Source organism: Limosilactobacillus gastricus PS3, from assembly GCF_000247775.1.
In the GTDB taxonomy this organism is placed as follows: Bacteria; Bacillota; Bacilli; order Lactobacillales; family Lactobacillaceae; genus Limosilactobacillus; species Limosilactobacillus gastricus_A.
Map to the genome: position 1 here is coordinate 69564 of NZ_AICN01000021.1, position 21218 is coordinate 90781.

General features: G+C 43.2%; 21 protein-coding genes. 2 read left to right on the plus strand and 19 right to left on the minus strand.

Features of this window, described 5'->3' with window-relative positions; genetic code table 11:
• Window positions 1–22: 22 nt before the first annotated feature.
• From ispE to PS3_RS02500, 10 genes are all read right to left on the minus strand, one after another.
• The gene (ispE, locus tag PS3_RS02455) at window positions 23–874 is read right to left on the minus strand and encodes a 4-(cytidine 5'-diphospho)-2-C-methyl-D-erythritol kinase (RefSeq protein WP_007121942.1); all 852 of its coding nucleotides are present in this window, start codon (window positions 872–874) and stop codon (window positions 23–25) included.
• 233 nt (window positions 875–1107) lie between these two features.
• The gene (rsmA, locus tag PS3_RS02460) at window positions 1108–2001 is read right to left on the minus strand and encodes a 16S rRNA (adenine(1518)-N(6)/adenine(1519)-N(6))-dimethyltransferase RsmA (RefSeq protein ID WP_007121943.1); all 894 of its coding nucleotides are present in this window, start codon (window positions 1999–2001) and stop codon (window positions 1108–1110) included.
• Window positions 1976–2569, minus strand: coding sequence for a ribonuclease M5 (gene rnmV / locus PS3_RS02465; protein WP_007121944.1), 594 nt, complete (start codon window positions 2567–2569; stop codon window positions 1976–1978). Before rnmV ends, rsmA begins: the two co-directional genes overlap by 26 nt.
• Window position 2570: 1 nt before the next feature.
• Window positions 2571–3344, minus strand: coding sequence for a TatD family hydrolase (locus PS3_RS02470; protein ID WP_007121945.1), 774 nt, complete (start codon window positions 3342–3344; stop codon window positions 2571–2573).
• A gap of 2 nt (window positions 3345–3346) precedes the next feature.
• Window positions 3347–5368 carry a methionine--tRNA ligase gene (gene metG, locus PS3_RS02475; protein WP_007121946.1) on the minus strand — a complete coding sequence of 674 codons (2022 nt, stop codon included), beginning with the start codon at window positions 5366–5368 and terminating at the stop codon, window positions 3347–3349.
• Between the two features lie 87 nt (window positions 5369–5455).
• Complete coding sequence (locus PS3_RS02480; protein WP_007121947.1) at window positions 5456–6643, minus strand: MFS transporter; 1188 nt, start codon at window positions 6641–6643, stop codon at window positions 5456–5458.
• An 85-nt stretch (window positions 6644–6728) separates the two neighbouring features.
• Entirely contained in the window at window positions 6729–7433 is a 705-nt protein-coding gene (locus tag PS3_RS02485; protein WP_007121948.1) for an NAD-dependent protein deacylase, read from the minus strand.
• A 4-nt stretch (window positions 7434–7437) separates the two neighbouring features.
• Window positions 7438–8400, minus strand: a complete 963-nt coding sequence (locus PS3_RS02490) for a hypothetical protein (protein WP_007121949.1) — start codon at window positions 8398–8400, stop codon at window positions 7438–7440.
• Window positions 8401–9657, minus strand: a complete 1257-nt coding sequence (locus PS3_RS02495; RefSeq protein WP_007121950.1) for a hydroxymethylglutaryl-CoA reductase, degradative — start codon at window positions 9655–9657, stop codon at window positions 8401–8403.
• The gene (locus tag PS3_RS02500; protein WP_007121951.1) at window positions 9650–10582 is read right to left on the minus strand and encodes a Ppx/GppA family phosphatase; all 933 of its coding nucleotides are present in this window, start codon (window positions 10580–10582) and stop codon (window positions 9650–9652) included. The genes PS3_RS02495 and PS3_RS02500 overlap by 8 nt, the downstream gene beginning before the upstream one ends.
• A gap of 164 nt (window positions 10583–10746) precedes the next feature.
• Between PS3_RS02500 and helD the strand changes: the two genes are divergently transcribed.
• Together helD and PS3_RS02510 are read left to right on the plus strand one after the other, a co-directional pair.
• Window positions 10747–13050, plus strand: a complete 2304-nt coding sequence (helD, locus tag PS3_RS02505; protein WP_007121952.1) for an RNA polymerase recycling motor HelD — start codon at window positions 10747–10749, stop codon at window positions 13048–13050.
• Between the two features lie 113 nt (window positions 13051–13163).
• Window positions 13164–14540, plus strand: coding sequence for an FAD-dependent oxidoreductase (locus PS3_RS02510; RefSeq protein WP_007121953.1), 1377 nt, complete (start codon window positions 13164–13166; stop codon window positions 14538–14540).
• A 58-nt stretch (window positions 14541–14598) separates the two neighbouring features.
• Here the strand turns inward: PS3_RS02510 and PS3_RS02515 are convergent, their stop codons facing one another.
• The 9 genes from PS3_RS02515 to PS3_RS02555 all read right to left on the minus strand — a co-directional run.
• Complete coding sequence (locus PS3_RS02515; RefSeq protein ID WP_007121954.1) at window positions 14599–15765, minus strand: cation:proton antiporter; 1167 nt, start codon at window positions 15763–15765, stop codon at window positions 14599–14601.
• Window positions 15766–15813: 48 nt separating this feature from the next.
• Window positions 15814–16134 carry a MazG-like family protein gene (locus PS3_RS02520; protein WP_007121955.1) on the minus strand — a complete coding sequence of 107 codons (321 nt, stop codon included), beginning with the start codon at window positions 16132–16134 and terminating at the stop codon, window positions 15814–15816.
• 2 nt (window positions 16135–16136) lie between these two features.
• A complete protein-coding gene (locus PS3_RS02525; RefSeq protein WP_040467939.1) occupies window positions 16137–16601 on the minus strand; it encodes a hypothetical protein in 465 nt (154 codons plus the stop codon).
• A 41-nt stretch (window positions 16602–16642) separates the two neighbouring features.
• On the minus strand, window positions 16643–17350 hold the full coding sequence (locus tag PS3_RS02530; protein ID WP_040467940.1) for a glycosyltransferase family 8 protein: 708 nt from the start codon (window positions 17348–17350) through the stop codon (window positions 16643–16645).
• 11 nt (window positions 17351–17361) lie between these two features.
• Window positions 17362–17994 carry a uracil-DNA glycosylase gene (locus tag PS3_RS02535; RefSeq protein WP_007121956.1) on the minus strand — a complete coding sequence of 211 codons (633 nt, stop codon included), beginning with the start codon at window positions 17992–17994 and terminating at the stop codon, window positions 17362–17364.
• A gap of 2 nt (window positions 17995–17996) precedes the next feature.
• A complete protein-coding gene (locus PS3_RS02540; protein WP_040467941.1) occupies window positions 17997–18575 on the minus strand; it encodes a TMEM175 family protein in 579 nt (192 codons plus the stop codon).
• A gap of 137 nt (window positions 18576–18712) precedes the next feature.
• Entirely contained in the window at window positions 18713–19495 is a 783-nt protein-coding gene (locus PS3_RS02545) for a PhzF family phenazine biosynthesis protein (RefSeq protein ID WP_040467942.1), read from the minus strand.
• The gene (locus PS3_RS02550; protein WP_040467943.1) at window positions 19496–20203 is read right to left on the minus strand and encodes an aspartate/glutamate racemase family protein; all 708 of its coding nucleotides are present in this window, start codon (window positions 20201–20203) and stop codon (window positions 19496–19498) included.
• A 179-nt stretch (window positions 20204–20382) separates the two neighbouring features.
• The coding region (locus PS3_RS02555; protein ID WP_040467944.1) for an MFS transporter at window positions 20383–21218 on the minus strand (836 nt) is incomplete at its 5' end.

Consider the following 21218-nt stretch of genomic DNA (forward strand, 5'->3'; position numbering starts at 1 on the left):
AGATTTTTTCTTCACCAGCCCCTTATAATAAGACAACTTGATAGACCTCATGACAAAAACCTTTTAATCCATTATAAATCCGTTTAGCTCGGGATTCCGCATGGCAAATGGCAAAAACCGTTGGTCCAGTTCCACTCATCTGTGAAACATCGGCCCCCAGCGATAACATTTTCTGCTTAAGTTTATTGATTTCTGGATATTCCTGACAGGTCACCGTTTCGAGACAATTTCCCATATATTGACAAGCCTGCGCCCAATTATGTCCTTGGATCGTTGTCACTAACTGATTAGTTGGAACATGTTGAATCGTTTCATAATTAATTTGTCGTAGGATCGTTGGGGTTGAAACACTAACTTTAGGTTTCGCAATCACGACCCAATAATGAGGAAAATTAGGGAGTGGAGTGACTTGTTCTCCATGCCCCGTTACATGCGCAGTATGTCCATAAACGCAATATGGGACATCCGAATCGATCGACAAGGCTAATTTAGCTAGTTCAGCTAAAGACAAGTCTAAATGCCAAGCCTGATTCAAAGCCCGTAAAACTGCGGCGGCGTCCGATGATCCACCACCCAAACCCGCGGCGACTGGAATATTTTTTTGAATCCGAATTGTCACCCCATCGCTTTGATGAAAACGGGATTTTAAAATATGAGCAGCTTGATAGGCCAAATTCCGCTGATCATTGGGTAAAAAGCCACTATCTGTGTAAACCTTAATGGTCTGTGGACTAGGGTGGGTTTCAACAGTAACATAATCGGCTAAATCAACCGAATTCATCACCATATTCCATTGGGGTAACCCGTCGAAATATCGCATGGGGGTATCCAAAGCTAAATTAATCTTAGCTGGAGCTTTTTCCGTAATTATCATCAATGGCCTCCTTCCCACAAAAATTTTGCTTGTCAATCATTATACTAAGGTCCCCAGCATCCTTTCAACTAATGCCATCCTCAATTCTTTTGATCACACTCGTAATTACGGTTAAAAAGCGCGCCCCACGAGTCTAACTACGAACTCACGTCGGTCCGTTTCGTACCAACACTCGTTCTAGGTTAGCCCTATGGGGCGTCTGATTGCTTTTTCCCAGCTTCAATTAATTTAGGTCACCAGACCATTTGCTGATGTAAAGCGTTGGTCAAGCGAATATAATCGTTCAAGGTTAACTGTTCTGGTCGTGTTTGCGGATCAATTCGAACTTCTGCTAAGGCATTGGTAACTAAATCAAGCTTAGCTCGATCATTAGACATTAATGATTTCAAATTATTCCAAAGACTCTTGCGCCGATGGGCAAAGCACCCTCGAATCAAACCAAAAAGACGTTTATCATCAAAGGGCAACTCTGGTATTTCGTTTTGGCGGGGCGTTAAAACCACAATTGCTGAGTCCACATTGGGAGCTGGAACAAAGGACCGTCGCGACACATTAAAAGCTACCTTTGCTTGCATTTGATACTCAATTGCTAAGGTCAAGGAACCGTAGGCTTTGGTCCCTGGCTTGGCGGTTAAACGTTCTGCTACTTCCTTTTGCATCATTACACAAATTGTATCCCAGTTGACTTCACTGGCCAACAGGTTCATTAAGATGGGACTGGTAATGTAATACGGGAGATTGGCAACAACTTTAATCGGTTGCTGAGGATTAGTAAACTCTGTTTGAATCAATTCTGGGAGATTAGCTTTTAAGATATCTTGGTGTATAACCTTCACATTATTGTAAGGAGCTAAGACATCATCAAGAACGGGTAACAAATCACCGTCAATTTCTAAAGCCACTACTTGATGTGCCGCTTTGACCAAAACTTCAGTTAATGCCCCAATTCCAGGACCAATCTCAATCACATTGTCACCCTGTGTGATGTGAGCAGATTGAACAATCCCGTTTAACACGTTCAAGTCGGTCAAAAAATTTTGCCCAAAGCCTTTCTTGGCATGAATCCCGTGTTTTTCTAAAATCTCACGCGTCCGCCGGTAATTACCAATTGCGGTTGTTTTTTTCATCTGATGATCCTTTCTGATCAATTTGTTGAATGGCCGATCTTAGTTCCTCAGCCGTAATCTGAAACATCTGTAGACGACGCAGTAACTGTTTACCATTAACGTAGCCGATCCCTAATATTTCACCCAATTGAAGCCGGCGTTGCTTGGCTTGGGGATGAGCAATTAAATGGGCTTGCATTAGATCTGTCTGGTTAATTGTGGGCGGCAACTTATCTAGACCATGACTACCATGCGCTGCTTGGATCGCTTGCCGAATCGCTTGTGGACTAGCATGCTCTACCCCTAAACTCCCACTATGATTTTTAGGCACTCCCGCCTGACGGCTAATAAAAGCGTGCTTGGCTTCTGGAATTTTTTGACTAATCATCTTCCGAATCCGCTCTCCATTAAAGTCGGGATCTGTTAATACAATTAGGCCACGTTTAGCTTGCAAAACTCCTAAGCGCTTTAAATCATCTAACGACAAAGCAGACCCGTTCGTTTCGAACGTGTCTGCATTTAAGGCTTCATGGACTCGCTTGGTATCATCGCGACCTTCAACCACAATGATTTCCTTAATCTTATCCATTTTAATCTCTTTTCTTAAATAACTGCCGGGCATTTGCCGTTGTAATTTTAGCTAACTCACCCGGTTCAACTTGCCTTAGCTGAGCTATTTTTTCGACTACAAAAGCTGTAAAGGCCGGCTCATTTTGCTTTCCTCGATAGGGCATGGGGGTTAAGTAAGGAGCATCCGTCTCCACTAATAAGCGGTCTGCTGGCACATATTGAGCACTAGTTTGAACCTCGTGGGCGGAATTAAATGTAACCACTCCACTAAAGGATAAATACATCCCTAAATCTAAAAACTTCTTCGCCCAATCGACATCCCCACTAAAACTATGCATTACGCCCCCGATTGACGATATATCAATCATTTTTAAGATGTCATACAATTCCGACAGAGCTTCACGACAATGAATAACAATCGGCAAATGGAATTGTTGGGCTAATGAAATCTGATCAAGTAACATCTGCTTTTGCAGTTCATGATGATCTTGATCCCAGTAATAGTCCAAACCAATTTCACCCACGGCCACTACTGCAGGATCGGCTAACTGGTTTGCCAACTGATCCAAGGTCGCCGCCTGATAATCACTAAACTCCTCTGGATGCCAGCCAATTACGGCGTGTAATTGATGGTATCGATGTGCCAACTCTAAGGCCCGCTGATTAAGGAGCTGATTTGATCCCACAATATTCATCTCCGTAACTTGATAATGTTGGGCCCGGGCCAAAAAAGCCGGCACATCATCAAAAAACGGTTCATCATTTAAATGGGTATGGGAATCATAAATTTCCATGACTATTCAACCCCAGCACCGGGTACCATCACGTCAGTATCAGGTAGGGTAACGAGCTCTACCTCCCCATCATGCTCAGCCGACAGTAGCATGCCTTGGCTGAGTTCACCGCGCATTTTGCGTGGCTTCAGGTTAGCAACGATTACGACCTTTTTGCCCACCAAAATCTCTGGTTGTGGATACCATTGGGCAATCCCTGATAAAATTTGCCGACCTTCAGCCGTCCCGTCGTCTAATTGGAACTTCAATAATTTGTCGGCTCCTTCTACATGATCCACTGCTTTAATCTGGGCCACCTTTAATTCCACCTTATCAAAGGCGTCAATCCGGATAGACTTCTTTCCAGTTGATTCCGCTTCTTGCGCCTGTTGTTTGGCCTCTTCCATCGCTTTACGACCTTTTTGTTTGGTATTAGCCGTCATCTGGCTCTTAATGAATTTTACTTCTGCTGGCACATCCAAACGAGGGAAGATTGGCGTCCCTTTGGCAGCTACTTGAGCTGTGGCAGGAAAGTCATCAAAGGATAGGTCATTTAAGGTTAACGTTGTTTCTGCTAAACCTAATTGACTCAAGATTTCTCGCGGTGCATTTGGCATCACTGGTTGGATCAAGGCGGCAATGACCCGTAATGATTTCGCCAGGTTCGTCATCACATCGGAAAGTACCGCTGCTTTAGATTCATCCTTGGCCAAAACCCAAGGTTCTGTTTCGTCAATGTACTTATTAGCCCGAGAAACAAACTTCCACACTTCAGCTAAGGCATCCGCAAAGTGCGTATCAGCCATTAAAGTCCGATAATTAGCTAACACTTCTTCAAAAGTTGCTTTTAAATCAGCATCAAAATCAGTAGTAGCATCATTAGTTGCTACTAGTTGACCACCTTGATATTTATTAACCATGGCAACAGTCCGGTTTAATAAATTCCCAAGGTCATTAGCTAAATCATAGTTAACTTTGTCCACAAAATCTTCGGGGCTAAAAATCCCGTCGTTACCAAACGGCATGGCCCGCAAGAGGTAGTAGCGTGTCGCATCTAAACCGTATCGTTCAATTAGGGTTTCTGGGTAAATCACATTTCCTTTGGACTTACTCATTTTTCCATCTTTCATGGTCAGCCAACCATGACCGATAACATGCTTTGGCAATGGTAAGCCTAAGGCATGTAACATGATTGGCCAATAGATGGTGTGGAAACGCACGATTTCTTTACCAACCATATGCACATCAGCTGGCCAATACTTTTGGTAGAGACTATCATCATCAGATCCATACCCCAAGGCCGTAATATAGTTCGATAAAGCATCAATCCACACATAAACCACGTGTTTTGGATCATTCGGCACTTTAACTCCCCAATTAAAGGATGTCCGTGTAACCGCCAGATCTTCTAACCCTGGTTTTAAGAAGTTGTTGATCATTTCATTCATCCGTGAGCTCGGTTGAATAAAATCAGGATGGGCTTGGTAATAATCCATTAACCAATCAGCGTACTTGCTCATCTTGAAGAAATAAGATTCTTCCTTCACCAATTCTACTTCATGACCAGACGGTGCTTTCCCACCAATCACTTGGCCTTGGTCATCCCGATAAACTTCAGCTAATTGACTTTCAGTAAAGTATTCTTCATCATCAACCGAATACCAACCAATGTATTCACCTTTATAAATGTCCCCTTGGTCTAGTAATTGTTGGAAGATCTTTTGTACCGCTGCTTCATGATAATCATCGGTCGTCCGAATAAACTTATCATTGGTAATTTCCAGTTTCTTCCATAATTCTTTAATCCCAGCAGCCATTTGATCAACATAAGCTTGTGGATCAAGGCCTAATTTTTCAGCCTTTTGTTCAATTTTAAGACCATGTTCGTCCGTTCCCGTTAAGAAGAAGACATCATATCCACTCATCCGCCGAAAGCGAGCTTCAGCATCACAAGCAACCGTCGTGTATGAATTTCCGATGTGTAGCTTACCAGATGGATAGTAAATCGGTGTGGTAATGTAATAAGTTGGTTTATTTTCAGCCATATGAGGCCCCTCTTTCATCAAATTTATTTTAGTATCTAGTATAAGCAAAAAACGGGTGCATCGCAATGCTAACCCGTTCTTCAGTAACTATTGTCTTTTCATTTGGCGCGCTAAACTAAAAGTAATTAGAAAAGCAATCACCAAAAAGACGTTCACAAGCCAATATGGATATAGGGAATTAACATCTAATAACCACCCCGATAAAAGAGGGCCAAAGACATTTCCCACACTAGTAAGGGAAGTATTCACTCCATTCAACAGACCTTGATTATCCCGACCTAACTTGGTCATTAGAGTAGTAATGGCAGGACGTACTAAATCGAAGCCTTCAAATACCAATAAGGTCGCAAAGACCACCAGCCAATAATGATGCAAGTAAATCACCATCACGGTTCCAATAATAGCCACGAAATAAGTTAGGCGAATCAAGCCCACTTCTTTAAGTTTATCCACCAGCCATTCAAATAGGAAAACTTGTAGAATCAATGACAAAATCCCATTTAATGTTAAGACAGTCGCAATCTGATTGAGATCAAAGCCGTGGACTTGATTAACATATAGACTATAAATACTTTCAAAACCAGCTAGTCCAAAGGCCGCAATCAAAATCATGACACATAACATCATCAGCGCTGGGGACATAATTTGCTTTAATTGTTCCCAAGAACTTGCCGATCGATATTCTTCGGCCATTTGGGCATGTGCCTTCAGATCGTGTTCATCATCCTTTGGTAACCAAATTACGGTCACCAGAATACTAATCACCCCTAAAATCCCCGCAATCCAAAAAGGAAATTTGTAAGAAATATTGGCTAAAATCCCTCCCAGACCAGGGCCAAGAATTAAGCCGCCGCTAAAGGCTGCTGATAGCCAACCAATTACCTTCGCCCGTTGCTGTTCGGTCGTAATATCTGCCGCTAACGCCATCGAAGCCGGTGTGAACATGGCAGCCGATAAACCATCAATCATCCGCGAGAAGTCAAACCAAAATAAATTTTGTCCCATGGCGAAAATAAATTCACCCACGGTAAACATAACTAGCCCCCAAACCATCATGGGCTTTCGTCCCCAACGGTCTGACAAACGACCAGCAATTGGGGATGCCGCAAATTGCACTAAGGCAAACAAAGCCGACATCATCCCCATGTCAAAAGCGGTTAAATGATACTCCTTTCGAATATAGGGCTCAACCGGAAAAATCAAACTCATTCCTAAGAAAATCAAAAACTGACTAATCAACATAATGTATATGGTCCGCTTGGTTTTTTGTGTCATTAGCGAATCCCCCTTTCTTTATTCCATAAAAAAAGCGGTTCAGAATTTCTGCCCCGTTTTTATACAACCAGCCTAGTCTATCATACTAAGCATTAATCTTCAATTCTTTAAAATACTGACTAGCATCAACCGTAACCATTTCAAAATCAATTGGGAGTTGTAGAGGCTCCTGATTAACGGCAATCACCTTGGCTTGCGAATTTACATAATCTAATAATCCCGCAAAAGGATATACCCGCATGGACGTCCCCACAATCACCACTAGATCAGCTTGTTGTATCGCCGCAACTGATTTTTGTACATTCTGGCTGTCAATTGGTTCATCATACAAGACAATATTAGGGCGAATCTCACCGCCATCACTTGAATGGATTCGACTAGTCTGGTAGTCTGCCAAGCTAACTTTTTGGTGACATTTAACACAATATAAATCGTAGAGATTTCCATGAAAGTCAATTAAATGTTTGGTCCCTGCTAATTCATAGAGATTATCAATGTTTTGCGTAATGACTGTTGCCCGGTCTTGTTGGGTCAGTGCGGCTTGTTTTTGATGTATCACATTTGGTTTGGCATCTGGAAAGTAAAGGTTTTGTTGACAATAATCGTAAAAACCAGCTGGATCAGTAGCAAAATACTGATGGCTCAAATAGTACTCAGCCCGTTGATTTTGTCGATATAAGCCATTGGCCGAACGAAAATCCGGAATCCCGGAAGCCGTGGAAACACCGGCCCCGGTTAAAAAGACAATTGCTTTTGCTTCATCATATAAAGCTTGATGTGGGTTTGCCATTCGATCACTTCCTTACAATATACGGAATCCCGTGTTGATCTAAAAATTCTTGAACTGGTTGAGCATATAGACTCACAAATTCAGCGGCAGTATCTCCTTGGGGAGCATCAATGACAAATGAGTTTTGGCGATCATTCCGCCTTAACCCAACATAAGCTCTTTTGCCACTCTCCCGATTTTGCATATCTGAATGAAAAATCTCAAAAACTTGTTTTACCGATAATCGCAATTGCCGTTCCGAGAGCACCGGTGAAACGGTAGTAAATTCCGTATTATGCAATGGTGGTAATTGCCAAGCACGCATTTGTTCATCAAACAACTTGAATAATCGTACAATGACCCGCCGCATCGCATAAGGAGAGTCAACAGCTTTATCAAAGGCCTGCGCATACAGAGCTTGGGCCGTCTTTAAGGCCAAAGGGTAACGTTGATTCAAATCAGCTTGCACCTGATCCAGGTGATCACCATAAAAAACTAAGGCATCTAATAAGGTTAACAAGCGTAAAGTCCGCTCATTATCTACTTGGTCGCCTTCGTCCGACAAGGTGGCGTGAATTCCTGCTAAGTACTCTGCTTCAATTTGCGGAGTGATTAAATCGTGGCGCCGTTGTTCATCTACGACCACCGTATGCATGGCAACATTATATAGATCCGTCGCCATAATCATCATTTGTTCATCCAACTCATCTTCACCTAGTGATAATTGGAAAAAGATTTGTGGAAAACCTTGCAAAAGCATTAATAAATGTAACAATTCATGCGAGGCCGTGTAGTCTGGTTCCGTAAGGTCCGTTAAAGTAATCATTAAGCCGCCTGGAAGAACTTTTTGCTGGGCTTGATCATGACGAACATAACCTACTTGGTCACCTTCAAAATCCAAGAACACTGTCCCGGTAGGATAAAGCTGATTCACTTGATCTAGTAACTCGTTAGTTGCTGCTTTTAATGGTACTTTCTTCCCGGCCATTTACTTTTCACCTCGTAATTCTTTTAATAACTTGGTCGCCACTTGCGTATCAACACGCGGACTAGCAATTAAGGCTTGCACCAGCTTGGCGATCTCCTCTTCTTTAGCCCCGACACTAATTGCCAGTGATCGGTATTGAAGTTTCATATGCCCTGCTTGAATCCCCGTGGAACCCAGTGCCCGTAGTGCGGCCAAATTTTGTGCTAAGCCAACACTAGCGATTACCCCTGCTAATTCTTCCGCGGTTTGGATGTGACTGATTTGATAATTAATTTGCGACTGGGGCAATAGCTTGATCGAGCCACCCACTACTCCGACTGGCATGGGCAAGGTCAACTGACCAACTAAGTAATCCCCATCCAGATGCCATTGGCTCAACCCGCGATAGTGACCATCGCGACTGGCATAGGCGTGTGCTCCACTCTCAATTGCCCGCCAATCATTACCGCTGGCAATCACTGCCGCATCAATTCCATTCATAATGCCCTTATTGTGGGTGGCCGCTCGATATGGATCCACTTGAGCTAACTGGCTAAGTTGCACTATTTTTTCCGCAACCTGGCGACCGTCTTGATCAATGGTCCCTAAATCACGGACGTGAACCTTACCGGTAACGGTTTGTAAACTATCGACTGCATAATTACTCAAGATGGCTGTTAAGACTTGATAGCCCTGCTCTTGAAACCATTGACTCACGGCTTCTGCCATCGTGTTGACACTGTTGGCTCCCATAGCTTGGCTGACATCAATGACCAAATCGACACTGATAAAGGGTTCAATCCGGCGAACGCGCAATTCGATGGCTCCGGCACCCCGTTTTTGTAAGGACGGGTGGGCTTGATTAGCCACTTGTAAGATCGTCGCTTGATGATCAAAGATCCATTGCCGACATTGGTCAAAATTTTCGACTTGCTCTAAAACCACTTGACCAATTACCTTCCGACCCCCTGGATATGCCATAAAGCCACCATTTTTGGCAATTCGTTGGGCTCCATTACTAGCCGCGGCAACGACGGAAGGTTCTTCCACCACCATCGGTAGGGCATAATTTTGCCCGTTTACTACTAAGCCCACGGCCAGGCCTTCCGGCAAATGATAATCAGTCAGATAATTTTCAATTAACTGACTACTTAAGGAATCTGATTGCGAAAAAAGAAGCTGACATTGTTCTGCTGTCAGCCCCAAGTGTTCCTGTAATAATTGACATCGTTGCGCGATGGAGCGTTTATAAAAACCTTGATACCACTCTTTAGTCATCTTGTTTCCCTCGTTGTTGAATATATTCGGTAATAATTCCTTCACGGACACCACTTTCCGAAAAAATCACACGGCCGTCACTATTCCGTTGCAACAAACAAATTAAGGGTAATAAGCCCCCCACAATAATATCAGCTCGGTCATACTCCAATCCTGGTAAACGTTTTCGTTGTGCCAGATTCCGGCTTAGCATATCCCGAAAAATTGAATACACAGCTCCGGACGACATCCGATAACCATGAATTGAATGGGGACGCTGTTTGCGCCGGACTTGTGACATCCGTGCTAGGGTTCGATTGGCCCCACCCAACAATACGATCGGGACGCGATTGGCATATCGCAACCAAGGAACTTTATTAAAACGATTGGTAACCAGCGTTTCGGCCCGAAAAAGATCGTTAGCCCGGACATAGCCACCTAATTGAAATTGTTCCGATAAATTAACGGCGCCAAATGGTAAAGAAATCATATCCCGAGCCTTTTTATGTTGCACTAGAACTAACTCTGAACTAGCGCCCCCCACATCCAAGATCAGACAATGATCCATTTTTAAGGTTCGTTCAACTCCCAAGTAATCATAATAAGCTTCTTGCTTGCCCGTGAGGACTTGAAGGGTCAACCCGACTTCATTTTGAACCCGGTCCAAAAACTCCTGTTGATTAACGGCTTGCCGGACCGCGGCCGTTGAAATACAACGTACACTAAGTTGGGAATAGGATCGATAAATCCGCTTAAACCGTTTTAAAGCCGCAATGGTTCGATCCATGGCTGGTTTTTGGAGGCGTTTTTCCGCGCCCATCCCTTCAGATAGTCGGGTATTTTCCTTCACTCGTTTCACTTCTCGGAAGTTCCCATTCGCATCGATTTGTGTAATTGCCATTCGGGTCGAATTAGAGCCCAAATCCACAATTGCCAGATTTTCCACGCTCGGTTCACCTCCTTATTTTAATTTTTTGTCAAAAAATGTTTCCTTATAATCTTACCATTTTCGAAGCTAACAAGCATTATCTTCCCGCAGGTTTTCATTCTTTTTCGTTTTTCCTGGTCCGTGATAGAATATGATAATTAATCAAGCTAGGAGGACCGGTCATGACAGATGCAGAGCGCCAAATCGAGCAGTCACGTGTAGATCAAGTCATCAAGGAAATTCAATTACAAATTAATGCCACCCGCACCGAATTAGCCAAGGCCCATGCTGAAACTCGCGCCGTTGAAGAGAATTATGGAGCTAACGCTTCGATCAACCGCTATGAAATTGATGATATTGCCGAATCACGTTCCGCAATTGAACAACAACGCCAATTGGTGGCCCGGGCGACGGAAAACGAAGCAATTTTGCAACACCAATTGACCACCTTAGAACAGCTTGCCAAACAACCTTACTTTGGGAGAATTGATATCTTAGATCCCGGTGAGCGTGAACCAGAATCTTTATATATTGGCACTGCCTCTTTAATGGACCATACGAAAAGCGAATTCTTAATTTATGACTGGCGGGCCCCCATTTCCGGGATTTATTATAACGGAACGCTCGGCGAGGTTAGCTATCAGACACCAGCTGGTTTACAAAATACCAAACTGGTTAAAAAACGACAATTTACCATTATTGATGGTCAAATCACCAATATGTTCGACACCAATGAAACAGTTGGCGATGAAATGCTGCAAGCGGTCTTGGGTGAACAGGATAATCAAGCCATGCGTAATATTGTCGCCACCATCCAACACGATCAAAATACCATTATTCGAGATACTGAGAGTGATTTACTAGTGGTTCAAGGGGTCGCCGGCAGTGGCAAAACCTCCACCATTCTCCAACGGGTTGCTTTCCTGCTTTATCATGCCCGGAACCAATTAAACGCCGATCAAATGGTCTTATTTTCGCCTAATCAGCTTTTTAGCCACTATATTTCCCAGGTCTTACCAAGTTTAGGTGAACGGAATTTGCGTCAAGTCACCCTCCATAATTTTTTGCAGCGTCGCTTCGAAGGCTTACAAGTAGAATCACTTTTTGAGCGGTATGAAGAACGACAATTAGACCGATCACATCAAGCCAGTGATGATTTCTTTGAATCCCCTGCCAGTATGGCCGCTGTCCAAGACTATTTAGCCTTAATCCGCCAGCACCAGCGATCCTTACAGTTTATCGACGTGACTTTTAATGGACGACCCTTCTTTTCTCAAAAGCATTTTCAACACATCTGGGACCAAATCGACCCCCAATTAAAGTTACAAGATCAACTGGTGAAGTTAAAAAACCACTTCATCCGCTTACTGAAACAGCGTATCACCAAAATAGCCCAAAGTGATTGGTTAACTAAGGAACTCGACACGCTTAATCGTCAACAAATTCAGCGCTTATTGGGCTCTAAATCGATTGATGATTTTGAAGATACGGCCGCTTATGATCGATATCTCGCTCGTCAATTAGCAAAGCAACGTTTACGAATTGTTTATGATGCCCTCTACAATAATTTAATGATCGATTTTCCCAATCAATATACGGACTTTTTACAATGGATTGACCTACCAGTGGCAATCGATCGACAGGCACTGATCCAATCCTTCCAACATCAATTAGAATTTCATCATTTTCCCTTATCACATACCGCCCCATACTTATATTTACGTGATTTACTGACTGGTCGGGGACAAAACCGCAACTTCCAATATGTCTTTATTGATGAAATGCAAGACTACCCCCTGAGTTTATTAATCTATTTCAAACACACCTTCCCAAAGGCCCAATTTACGGTAATTGGTGATAGTGAGCAGGCCCTCTTCCGGCCTCTAGAAGCACCCCAAGTTCTTTTAAAGCGAGTTAGCAAATCTTTACAGGCCCAACATTCAACCCTGGTTAATCTGCAGCAGAGTTATCGCTCAACCTATGAGATCACCAAATTAGCAACCTCATTGTTACCGGATGGAGATCAAATCACCGCTTTTAGTCGCCACGGTACCCAGCCCCAAGTGATTATTCGCCACGATTCAACTGCTTGGCAAACTGCCCTCATCAAAAGCGCCCAACGGTTACAAAATGACTATCAAACCGTCGCCATCTTAAGTCAGGATGACCTACAAGCCCAGGCACTTTACCACCTGCTTCATCCGCACTTTGGCCAGCTTAGTCACCTGACCGAGCATGATTTAAGTTTAAAAACCGGGATCATCATCTTGCCAATTTATTTGGCTAAAGGTCTCGAATTTGACGCCGTGATCATCCCCGATATTAGCCAGGACCATTTTACCCGGCAACAAACCGGTCAATTGTACACCATGATGACTCGGGCCATGCATGAATTATTCATGTTATCTTTGGGACCCATCACGACTTTAATCACCGACAGCCAACACCTCCAAATTGATCAACAAATTTCTTTCAAGACAAAGTAAGGTTTCCTCCTGTGTTTATCCTCCATTACTATCAGGATATGTCTTGCTTCTGAATTAGTTTAGAACTATTATAAACACGCAGAAAGCAATTTACCGATTTGGAGGTATAGATTATGGAAAACCAAAAAGTTGTTATTGTTGGTGCATCACATGGTGGACATGAATCTGCCATTGAGATTTTAGATAAGTATGATCACGTTGATGTGGTCATTTATGAAGCCGGTGACTTTGTCTCCTTCATGTCTTGTGGAATGCAGTTATTCCTCGAAGATAAGGTGACGGCGCAAGATGACGTCCGTAACTTCGCGCCAGCGGATATTGAAAGTCGGGGCGGTCATGTTTTTAATCAAGCTGAAGTAACGGCTATTAATGCCGACCAGAAAACGGTGACGGTTCACTTTAAAGCAACCGATAGTGACCAAACCGTCCCTTATGATAAGTTAATCCTATCGTCTGGAGTCACCCCAATGACCTTACCAGTCCCTGGCGCTGACCTAGATAACATTTATTTAATGCGTGGTTACGATTGGGCTACTAAGATCAAAGCGGCTTTAACTGACGACCGCTTCCACAAAATCACTGTCGTGGGTGCCGGTTATATTGGGGTCGAAGCGGCTGATGTTTTATCATCCTATGGCCATAATAAAGAAGTGACCCTCCTGGATCGGAATGACCATATTCTGGAACGTTACTTAAATACAGAAAATATTGCCATCTTAACCAACGAGTTTGAAAAGCACGGCGTTAAGATCAAGACAGGTCTCAATATTGAAAGCTTTGTTGGTGAAAATGGCCAGGTTACTGCCATTCAAACGGATCAAGAAACCATCCCAACGGACTTAGTCATTGTTTCTGCCGGAGTTAAACCGAATACCCAATGGCTCAAGGGAACAATTAATCTCGATCGACACGGCTTCATCCAAACCGATGCTTACTTACGAACTAATCTACCTGACGTTTACGCCATCGGTGATGCGATCCTTCCGCTCTCGATCCCAGCTAATAAACCTCTGCCAATTGCTTTAGCGACAACGGCACGTCGAGAAGCTCAGTATGTTGTTAACCATCTCTTTGAAGCTAAACCAACTCATCCATTTAAAGGCGTTGTTGGTTCATCAGCTCTTTCCGTGTATGATTACCATTTTGCGACCGCCGGTTTAAACGAAATGACTGCTCGTGAAAGTCATATTGATTTTGCAACTAGCTTTTATGAAGACCGGCAACGACCAGCCTACATTCCGAAAAATGATAATCCTCGGGTCTATGTCAGCTTAACTTACAACCCATTAACTCATCAATTATTGGGTGGTTCCGTATTATCCACAGCTGATCTAACCGCCCAAGGGAATGTTTTATCCCTAGCCATTGCTCAAAAATTAACCTTAGAAGATCTGGCTTGTGCCGACTTCTTCTTCCAACCTGGATTTGACCGGCAATGGAGTTTACTTAACCTCGCAGCGCAACATGCATTAGGGAATGCCCCATTCTAAAAAAATAAAACTCTCGCTTAACCGGCATTATAGCCACCGTTAAACGAGAGTTTATTTTTTAGGCTGTTTTCATGCGCTTAATGGCATGTTTCAAAATAAATGGTGCCAAAATCGTCGCTAAAACAATTACCGTAATGATGTCCGAATAATATGATTCCGATAATAAATGAGCCTCATAACCAATCTGAGCAGTGATCAGGGCCATTTCACCACGGGCAATCATCCCACTACCAATTACATAAGAACTATCCAAGGGGAAGCCCATCATCTTTGCGCCACCACCCGAGCCGAGCAGTTTCGTCAAACATGCCAAGACGGTCATCACCAGAATGAAGACGATTGAATCCCAGAAATGGTCCAACCGCATACTCAAACCAACGTTTACAAAGAAAATCGGAATGAACATAGCATAACCAATCGGAATAAAGCTCCGGTTAACAGTTTCTTTCTTATGGGTATTAGCAATGGCGATGCCGGCAAAGAAAGCCCCAACGGCCCCGCTCAAGCTGACTGATTCGGCTGCTGCCGCCATCCCCAAACAAATGACCATTGCCATCACTGAATTAGCGGCAATCGGTAACATTTTAGAACTCAAATGCATCAAGTATGGAGCTAACCACCGAATCAATAGGTAAGACCCACCAAAAAAGGCAACTTGCAGTAATAACACTAAGCCCAGATTAGTTGACCCATGACCTGAAACATGACTTCCCTGACTGTTCATCATTGAAATCATAATACTTAAGAGCATGACGCCCCCGATGTCATCAGCAACCGCAGCGCCAAGGATCGTGGCTCCTTCTTTTGTATCCATTTTCCGATATTCACGCAGGACTGCGACCGAAATACTGACCGAAGTTGCAGAGAAGACGACCCCAATAAAGAAAGCTTCAAAAACAGGAATCCCAAACCCATACGCGGCCACTCCCATGACCAGAATTGGTAAGAGCATCCCCCCTAAAGCCACCATTAAAGCCGGTTTTAAATATTTTTTTAGTAGAGATAGGTCACTTTCAAGACCGGCAATGAACATTAAAACAATTACCCCAATTTCTTGGAATTGCTCGATCATTTCGGATTGTTGTAACCAACCTAGCATGGCCGGACCAGCTACGACCCCGACTAAAATTTGCCCGATCACATCGGGAATGCCCACCCGGCTAAAAAGTTGTGAAACAATTAAAGTGACTAATAAAATTAAAGCTAAGGTGCCAATAAATGACATCAATTTCTCCTTTCATTTCCTGTGGTCATATTATCATATCAAACTTTATTACTCCGTGGTATCTAAATCGCTGGTTTTAATGAAAACCCCATCTGCCGTCGTTTTACCCGTTCGCTTGGCAATTTCTTGATAGGCGGCATTTAAAGCGGCCTGATGATCTACTCCCACCAACCGACAAAAGATAAGGAGCGCAATTTGTAGATCCCCAATACTGTCGATTAGTTTGTCCCTTTGCTCTTTATTAAAGGCGCCTGACAATTCACCAAGTTCTTCAGCCATCTTCATAAATTCAACCCGGGGATCCGCTTGATCAATCCCGCGCTCTTTGGCCCAATCATAAATTTTGGGAATTAGTTCTTCATACCCCATTATTATTCTTCTTTCTTAGCTAATATTTGCTGTAGTATCTTGACCATCGCATCAACATCGTGGGTCGCCACCACATGCTCCGCTAGTGGACTAGCCTGATCTTCAAAAGCAACGATCGGCACCTGATGATGACGGAAATTTTCGATTACATCTTCAGATTTATTGCCGTTATTAATATCTAAATAAACATCAGCCGTTTGGGCCCACACATCCACTAAAATTGGCGGACACATCTCTAATAAAGTTACATTATCATACCGGCGAATTGCTTTGAGTAATGGATGAACCCTCGTATAAGCCGCCACCACAAAGTCACAGTCGGGCATCGCTTGCACTAGGGCATCAAAATCTTCCAGACTATATGAATTGGTTAAGGTAAAGAAAGTTGGACGCTGGTTACTTGGCAATGAGCTAGAAATTTGGAAATGATTTTGCCATTTGCTACTAATGGCTGACCATTCCATCATCCGATAATCCCACCATAAATCCTTCGTCCGGATTGAGGTATTTAATTGCCAGGCTTATGAATATTGACATAGTGTAAAATTTTTGGCAATGGATTAATTGATACCTGCGCATAATCACCTAGGTCTTGGACTAAAGTGAACCAGTCCAGTCCAATCATAAAATTATAGGTTTTATCGAGCACCACAAAATCACCGGCTAGCATTTCATTTAACATTTGCTGGTCGCCAAAGGTAATTTGATCCGCATGTTCGTTCATATAGGCAAAGATCCGCGCTTCAAAATTGCTGGACTTCCACTGGTCAATATCGACGACTAACAATCCAGAATTAAATTCATCGGCAATCACACCATGATCACCCGTAACATTCTGGGCAGCCGCTAACAGCTTTCCCTGTAAATCCAGAGTAAACAATTCACTAATATCCGCTGTCACTATCGCATCGACGTCAATATAAACAGCCCGAGATTCGGCCACAAACTGTCCCATCAACAACCTACCATAGGCAATGGTACTAATATTGGCGGGAGTATGATATTGTTGCAGCTGTTCAGTACTGATCCGACAATCAATTAATTGACCGCCAAAGGGCTTGATCATCTGGCGCACGCGTTTAAACCATTCTGGCGGGAGGGTTTCGTTAATTAAATATACCTTGGCATCAGCCACATTGGCCATAATCGACTTCATCGTGGTTTCAACTTGATCTAAATAGCGCTCATCAGCGCAAAGTACAAAAGCGTGGGTCATTTTTCTTTTCCTTATACTAACTGTGATAATTGCTGCCAATCGGCTTCGACGGTTGGCATTAACTGACGACGATATAAAACGGCGGCCGGGTGGTACATGGGAACAATCTGATAGCTAGCTTGGCTCCATTGATATTGGCCAGTTGCTGAATTAAATTCTAGAACTGGGTGTTGAATTAACTGGCCGTGCACCGCTGAGATCACTTCATCTGGTCCTAATAAACGGTGCAAAGCCGTATTCCCCACCGGAATAATGACATCCGGTTGGACTTGGTGTAATTCCCAATCAAACAAGGGCGCATAAATCCGGACCTCTTTATTCGAAGGCGTCCGGTTCGGATATTTAGTCACTATCTTCCCCGTCCGCCGGTCCTTAACCTGTTTGACCGAATACGGACGACTCCGCACCACACTCGTGATATAAACATCTTCTCGTTTATAACCAGCTAAGTTTAAAAAGCGCATTAACTCTTTACCTGAAGCCCCATGAAAAGGAATGTGACTCTCAATTTCTTCTCGTCCTGGAGCTTCACCAACGATCATAAGATGGGGATGCAAAGGACCCGCGCCCTCTAGAAAATCTTCTAATTTAAGATCAACCGTCTGGGCTTTGATTGCTTCAACTAATTCGGATGGATAATGCATAATTATTCTTTTTGCCCCTGTAGGCTCTCAATCACATGTGAAGGAATAGCGATCGCACAAGCGGTCAATAAAACGGAATACATAGCTGCTGGAGGATAAACCGTCAAACTAAGGACTAATCCCACTAGTTTAATTAAAAGATCTAAACTTAACCAGTGCTGACGGAATCGTGATTTCGCTCGTTCTTGCGGATTCTCGATGACTAAAGTACGACTTAATAACAAATTAAAAACTGTTGTTAAGACAACCACTACCCCATACAACACCTGGGCAACTGAATTATTAAAGTGATCGCTAACTAATTTAGTGGTATATGGGAATAACGACGCCCAAAAAAGGACAATCAAATTCATCCATAAGGTGGACGTTTTGATCATTTTGACATGTTGCCATTCATTATGTAACCCAACCCAAAGCGTCCCTAGCCAAAAAAAGCTTAAGGCGTAAGCTAAGTAACTTTCATGTAGAGCCCAGATCCCGGACCAGGTCATTTGTTCCGGTTCATTTAACTCCAAAACTAAAATTGTCATCACGATGGCTAAGATTGCATCGGTAAAGGCCATTGTTCGTTCTTTTGACATAATTGTCCTCCCTAAAATCTTAATATTTATCTTACCAAATCTTTCGAGATAGTGTGAAGATCCAAGGATGAAAAAATCAGCCGATTCATTAATAAAACCCCAAGGAAACAAGTCCTTTGGGGTTTTATTAATGAGTTTTAAGCTAGATTAAGCTCTGACTTGGCATACAAAACTGCCTGGCCGGCTAATTTCACCACATCGCCTTGATCTTCACAATATAAAACGCCACTCCGCGCTGAAGCTTGATAAGCAATTAGGTTGTGTTTGCCTAATTGTTGAGCCCAGTAAGGGACAATATGACAATGACCGCTCCCGCAAACGGGATCTTCTGGAACTGATAATTTAGGCGCAAAGGAACGGGAAACACAATCAAATTCACTCCCTTTAGCCGTCGCATGCTGCAAGAGTCCCGGTAATTGAGCTAATTTAGCTTGATCTGGTTCCATATCTCTGACTATTTGCTCATCATCAAAGATACACAAAAGATCTCGCCCTAAGAAGGCAGCTTGCGGCTCCGCGCCAAGGGCCGCCGTCATGGTCGGAGTGACTGCAATCGGCTTTAATTCAAAGGATGGGAAGGTCATTTCATAGCGATCTGCCACCTTCGTGACCACCAAATCACCACTTTGACTTGTCGTAAAAGTAATTTGATCTCCCAAATCAGGATTTTGCATAAAAATCACAAAAGCGGTTGCAAGGGTCGCATGCCCACATAGGTCAATCTCACCGCCTGGGGTGAACCACCTCAACAAGTAATGATCAGGACTCTTTTGAATTGTAAAAGCCGTTTCGGAAAAGCGATTCTCCATCGCAATCTTTTTCATTAGCTCCTCACTGGGCCATTTATCAACGAAACAAACGGCAGCGGGGTTGCCCTTAAATAATTCATCCGTGAAGGCATCAACTACATACATATCCATTTAGTTTCCCTCCGCTTCTTGAACTAATCGCTTTAAGAGATTATCAATGTGCACGTGCATCACATCAACTTTTTCCACCGGTAAGGTTATCTTCTCAAATAGCAAAGGCAATTCAGTGCACCCTAGAATGACGGCATCATAACCAACTTGATCTTGCCAAGCTTGACATAACTGGGCAAATTCGTGTTGCGTACTTGCTTTCACGACCCCAAATTCTAATTCATCTGAAATTCGTCGATGAATGAATTGTTGCTGATCTTCTGTCGGTTTTATAACTTCGATCCCAGCACTTTCTAGTTTTTGACTGACAAATGTTTCATGCATAGTTGGATAAGTCCCTAGTAAGAGCACTTGCTTACGACCCCGTTGATTTAGATAATCAACTGTCGTGTCGACCATTGATACCAATGGAATCGAAAGCCGCTCCTGAACTTGATCAAACACTACGTGAGGAGTGATCCCGGTTAATGCCGCAAAGGTTGCTCCACCTTGTGCTAAGTTTTCAAAACCTTGAACCAGATAATTGGTTAAACCGGTATAATTTTGAGCTTGGGCAAAAGCCAAAACCTGAAAAACGTCTAAACTCTCGATCATAACCGGTGGAAAAGCATCTTGATGCAATGCCTGCGCATAGCGACTAGTTAGTTGCTGATAATAGATCAAGGTTGATTCTGGTCCCGTCCCACCAATAAGGCCTAGCTTGGTCATCGGTAAATTCCTCGTTTTAATGATTATGATAGCATGAAAATAATGATAAATTAGATTTTTTAATTAAAATCCAATTTATGATTACCTGAACGTCTCAAGAAAGTTTTTAGCCAGGTCCAAAAAACACCACCCCCTCATCAGGAGTGGTGTTTCAATAATTAATACTTAAAGTATGGATTTCATTTCCCTTCCGCATGACGGACCAGGTTCTGTTGATAGCGACCGAGCAGTACAATCACCCCGAGAATCAAGGCCAGAAAACCACTGACGGTAAAGACATTCATCCCCATACCAGATAAGAGTGACGTTAAGGGGTTAACGACGAAGGGACTAACAACTCCACCGACCGAATAAACCGCCACAAAGATTCCGAGCGCCATTGACATCGTGCTCTTATTAACTGAGATCGATAATAGGTAAGGGAATTGTCCCATGGCGATACTCATGGCCGCACCGACAAAGAAACTACCAATAAAGGCAAACAAGAGGGTGTGTACATAACCAATCAGCAAGTAAGAGAGTCCATAAACGAGGTAGGCAATGAAAATCGTCGAGTTCTTAAAGCGTTTCCCAATAACTCCCACGATCAATCCACACAACATCCCGCCAATTAAAGAAATGGTAGATGTCAAGGCTGCTTGGGCGGTGGATCCCATATGTTGTTCCGTAATGAATAAGGAAATATTGTTATTCAAAACATTATTCAAAAGCATCACGCCAAAGCCCCAACCAGCGGAATACCAAACATACTTGTTTAATTGAATACCGCCATCGTCAGCTTCATTGTCATCATGATCAGAGACATCCTTTGGGTGCATTGGAACTAACAGCAAGACCACTAGCAAAACTAAGAATGAGAATAAGTAAATCCAATAATTGTTGACCCAAGAACTTTGCGCGGCCAATTGTCCCCCACCCATGATGAAGACGATTCCACCAATATTCGTGAAGGTAGTGGTTAAGCCCATTGTTGATTGCCGTTCCGCTTTAGGCAACATTTGCGAAATCAACACTT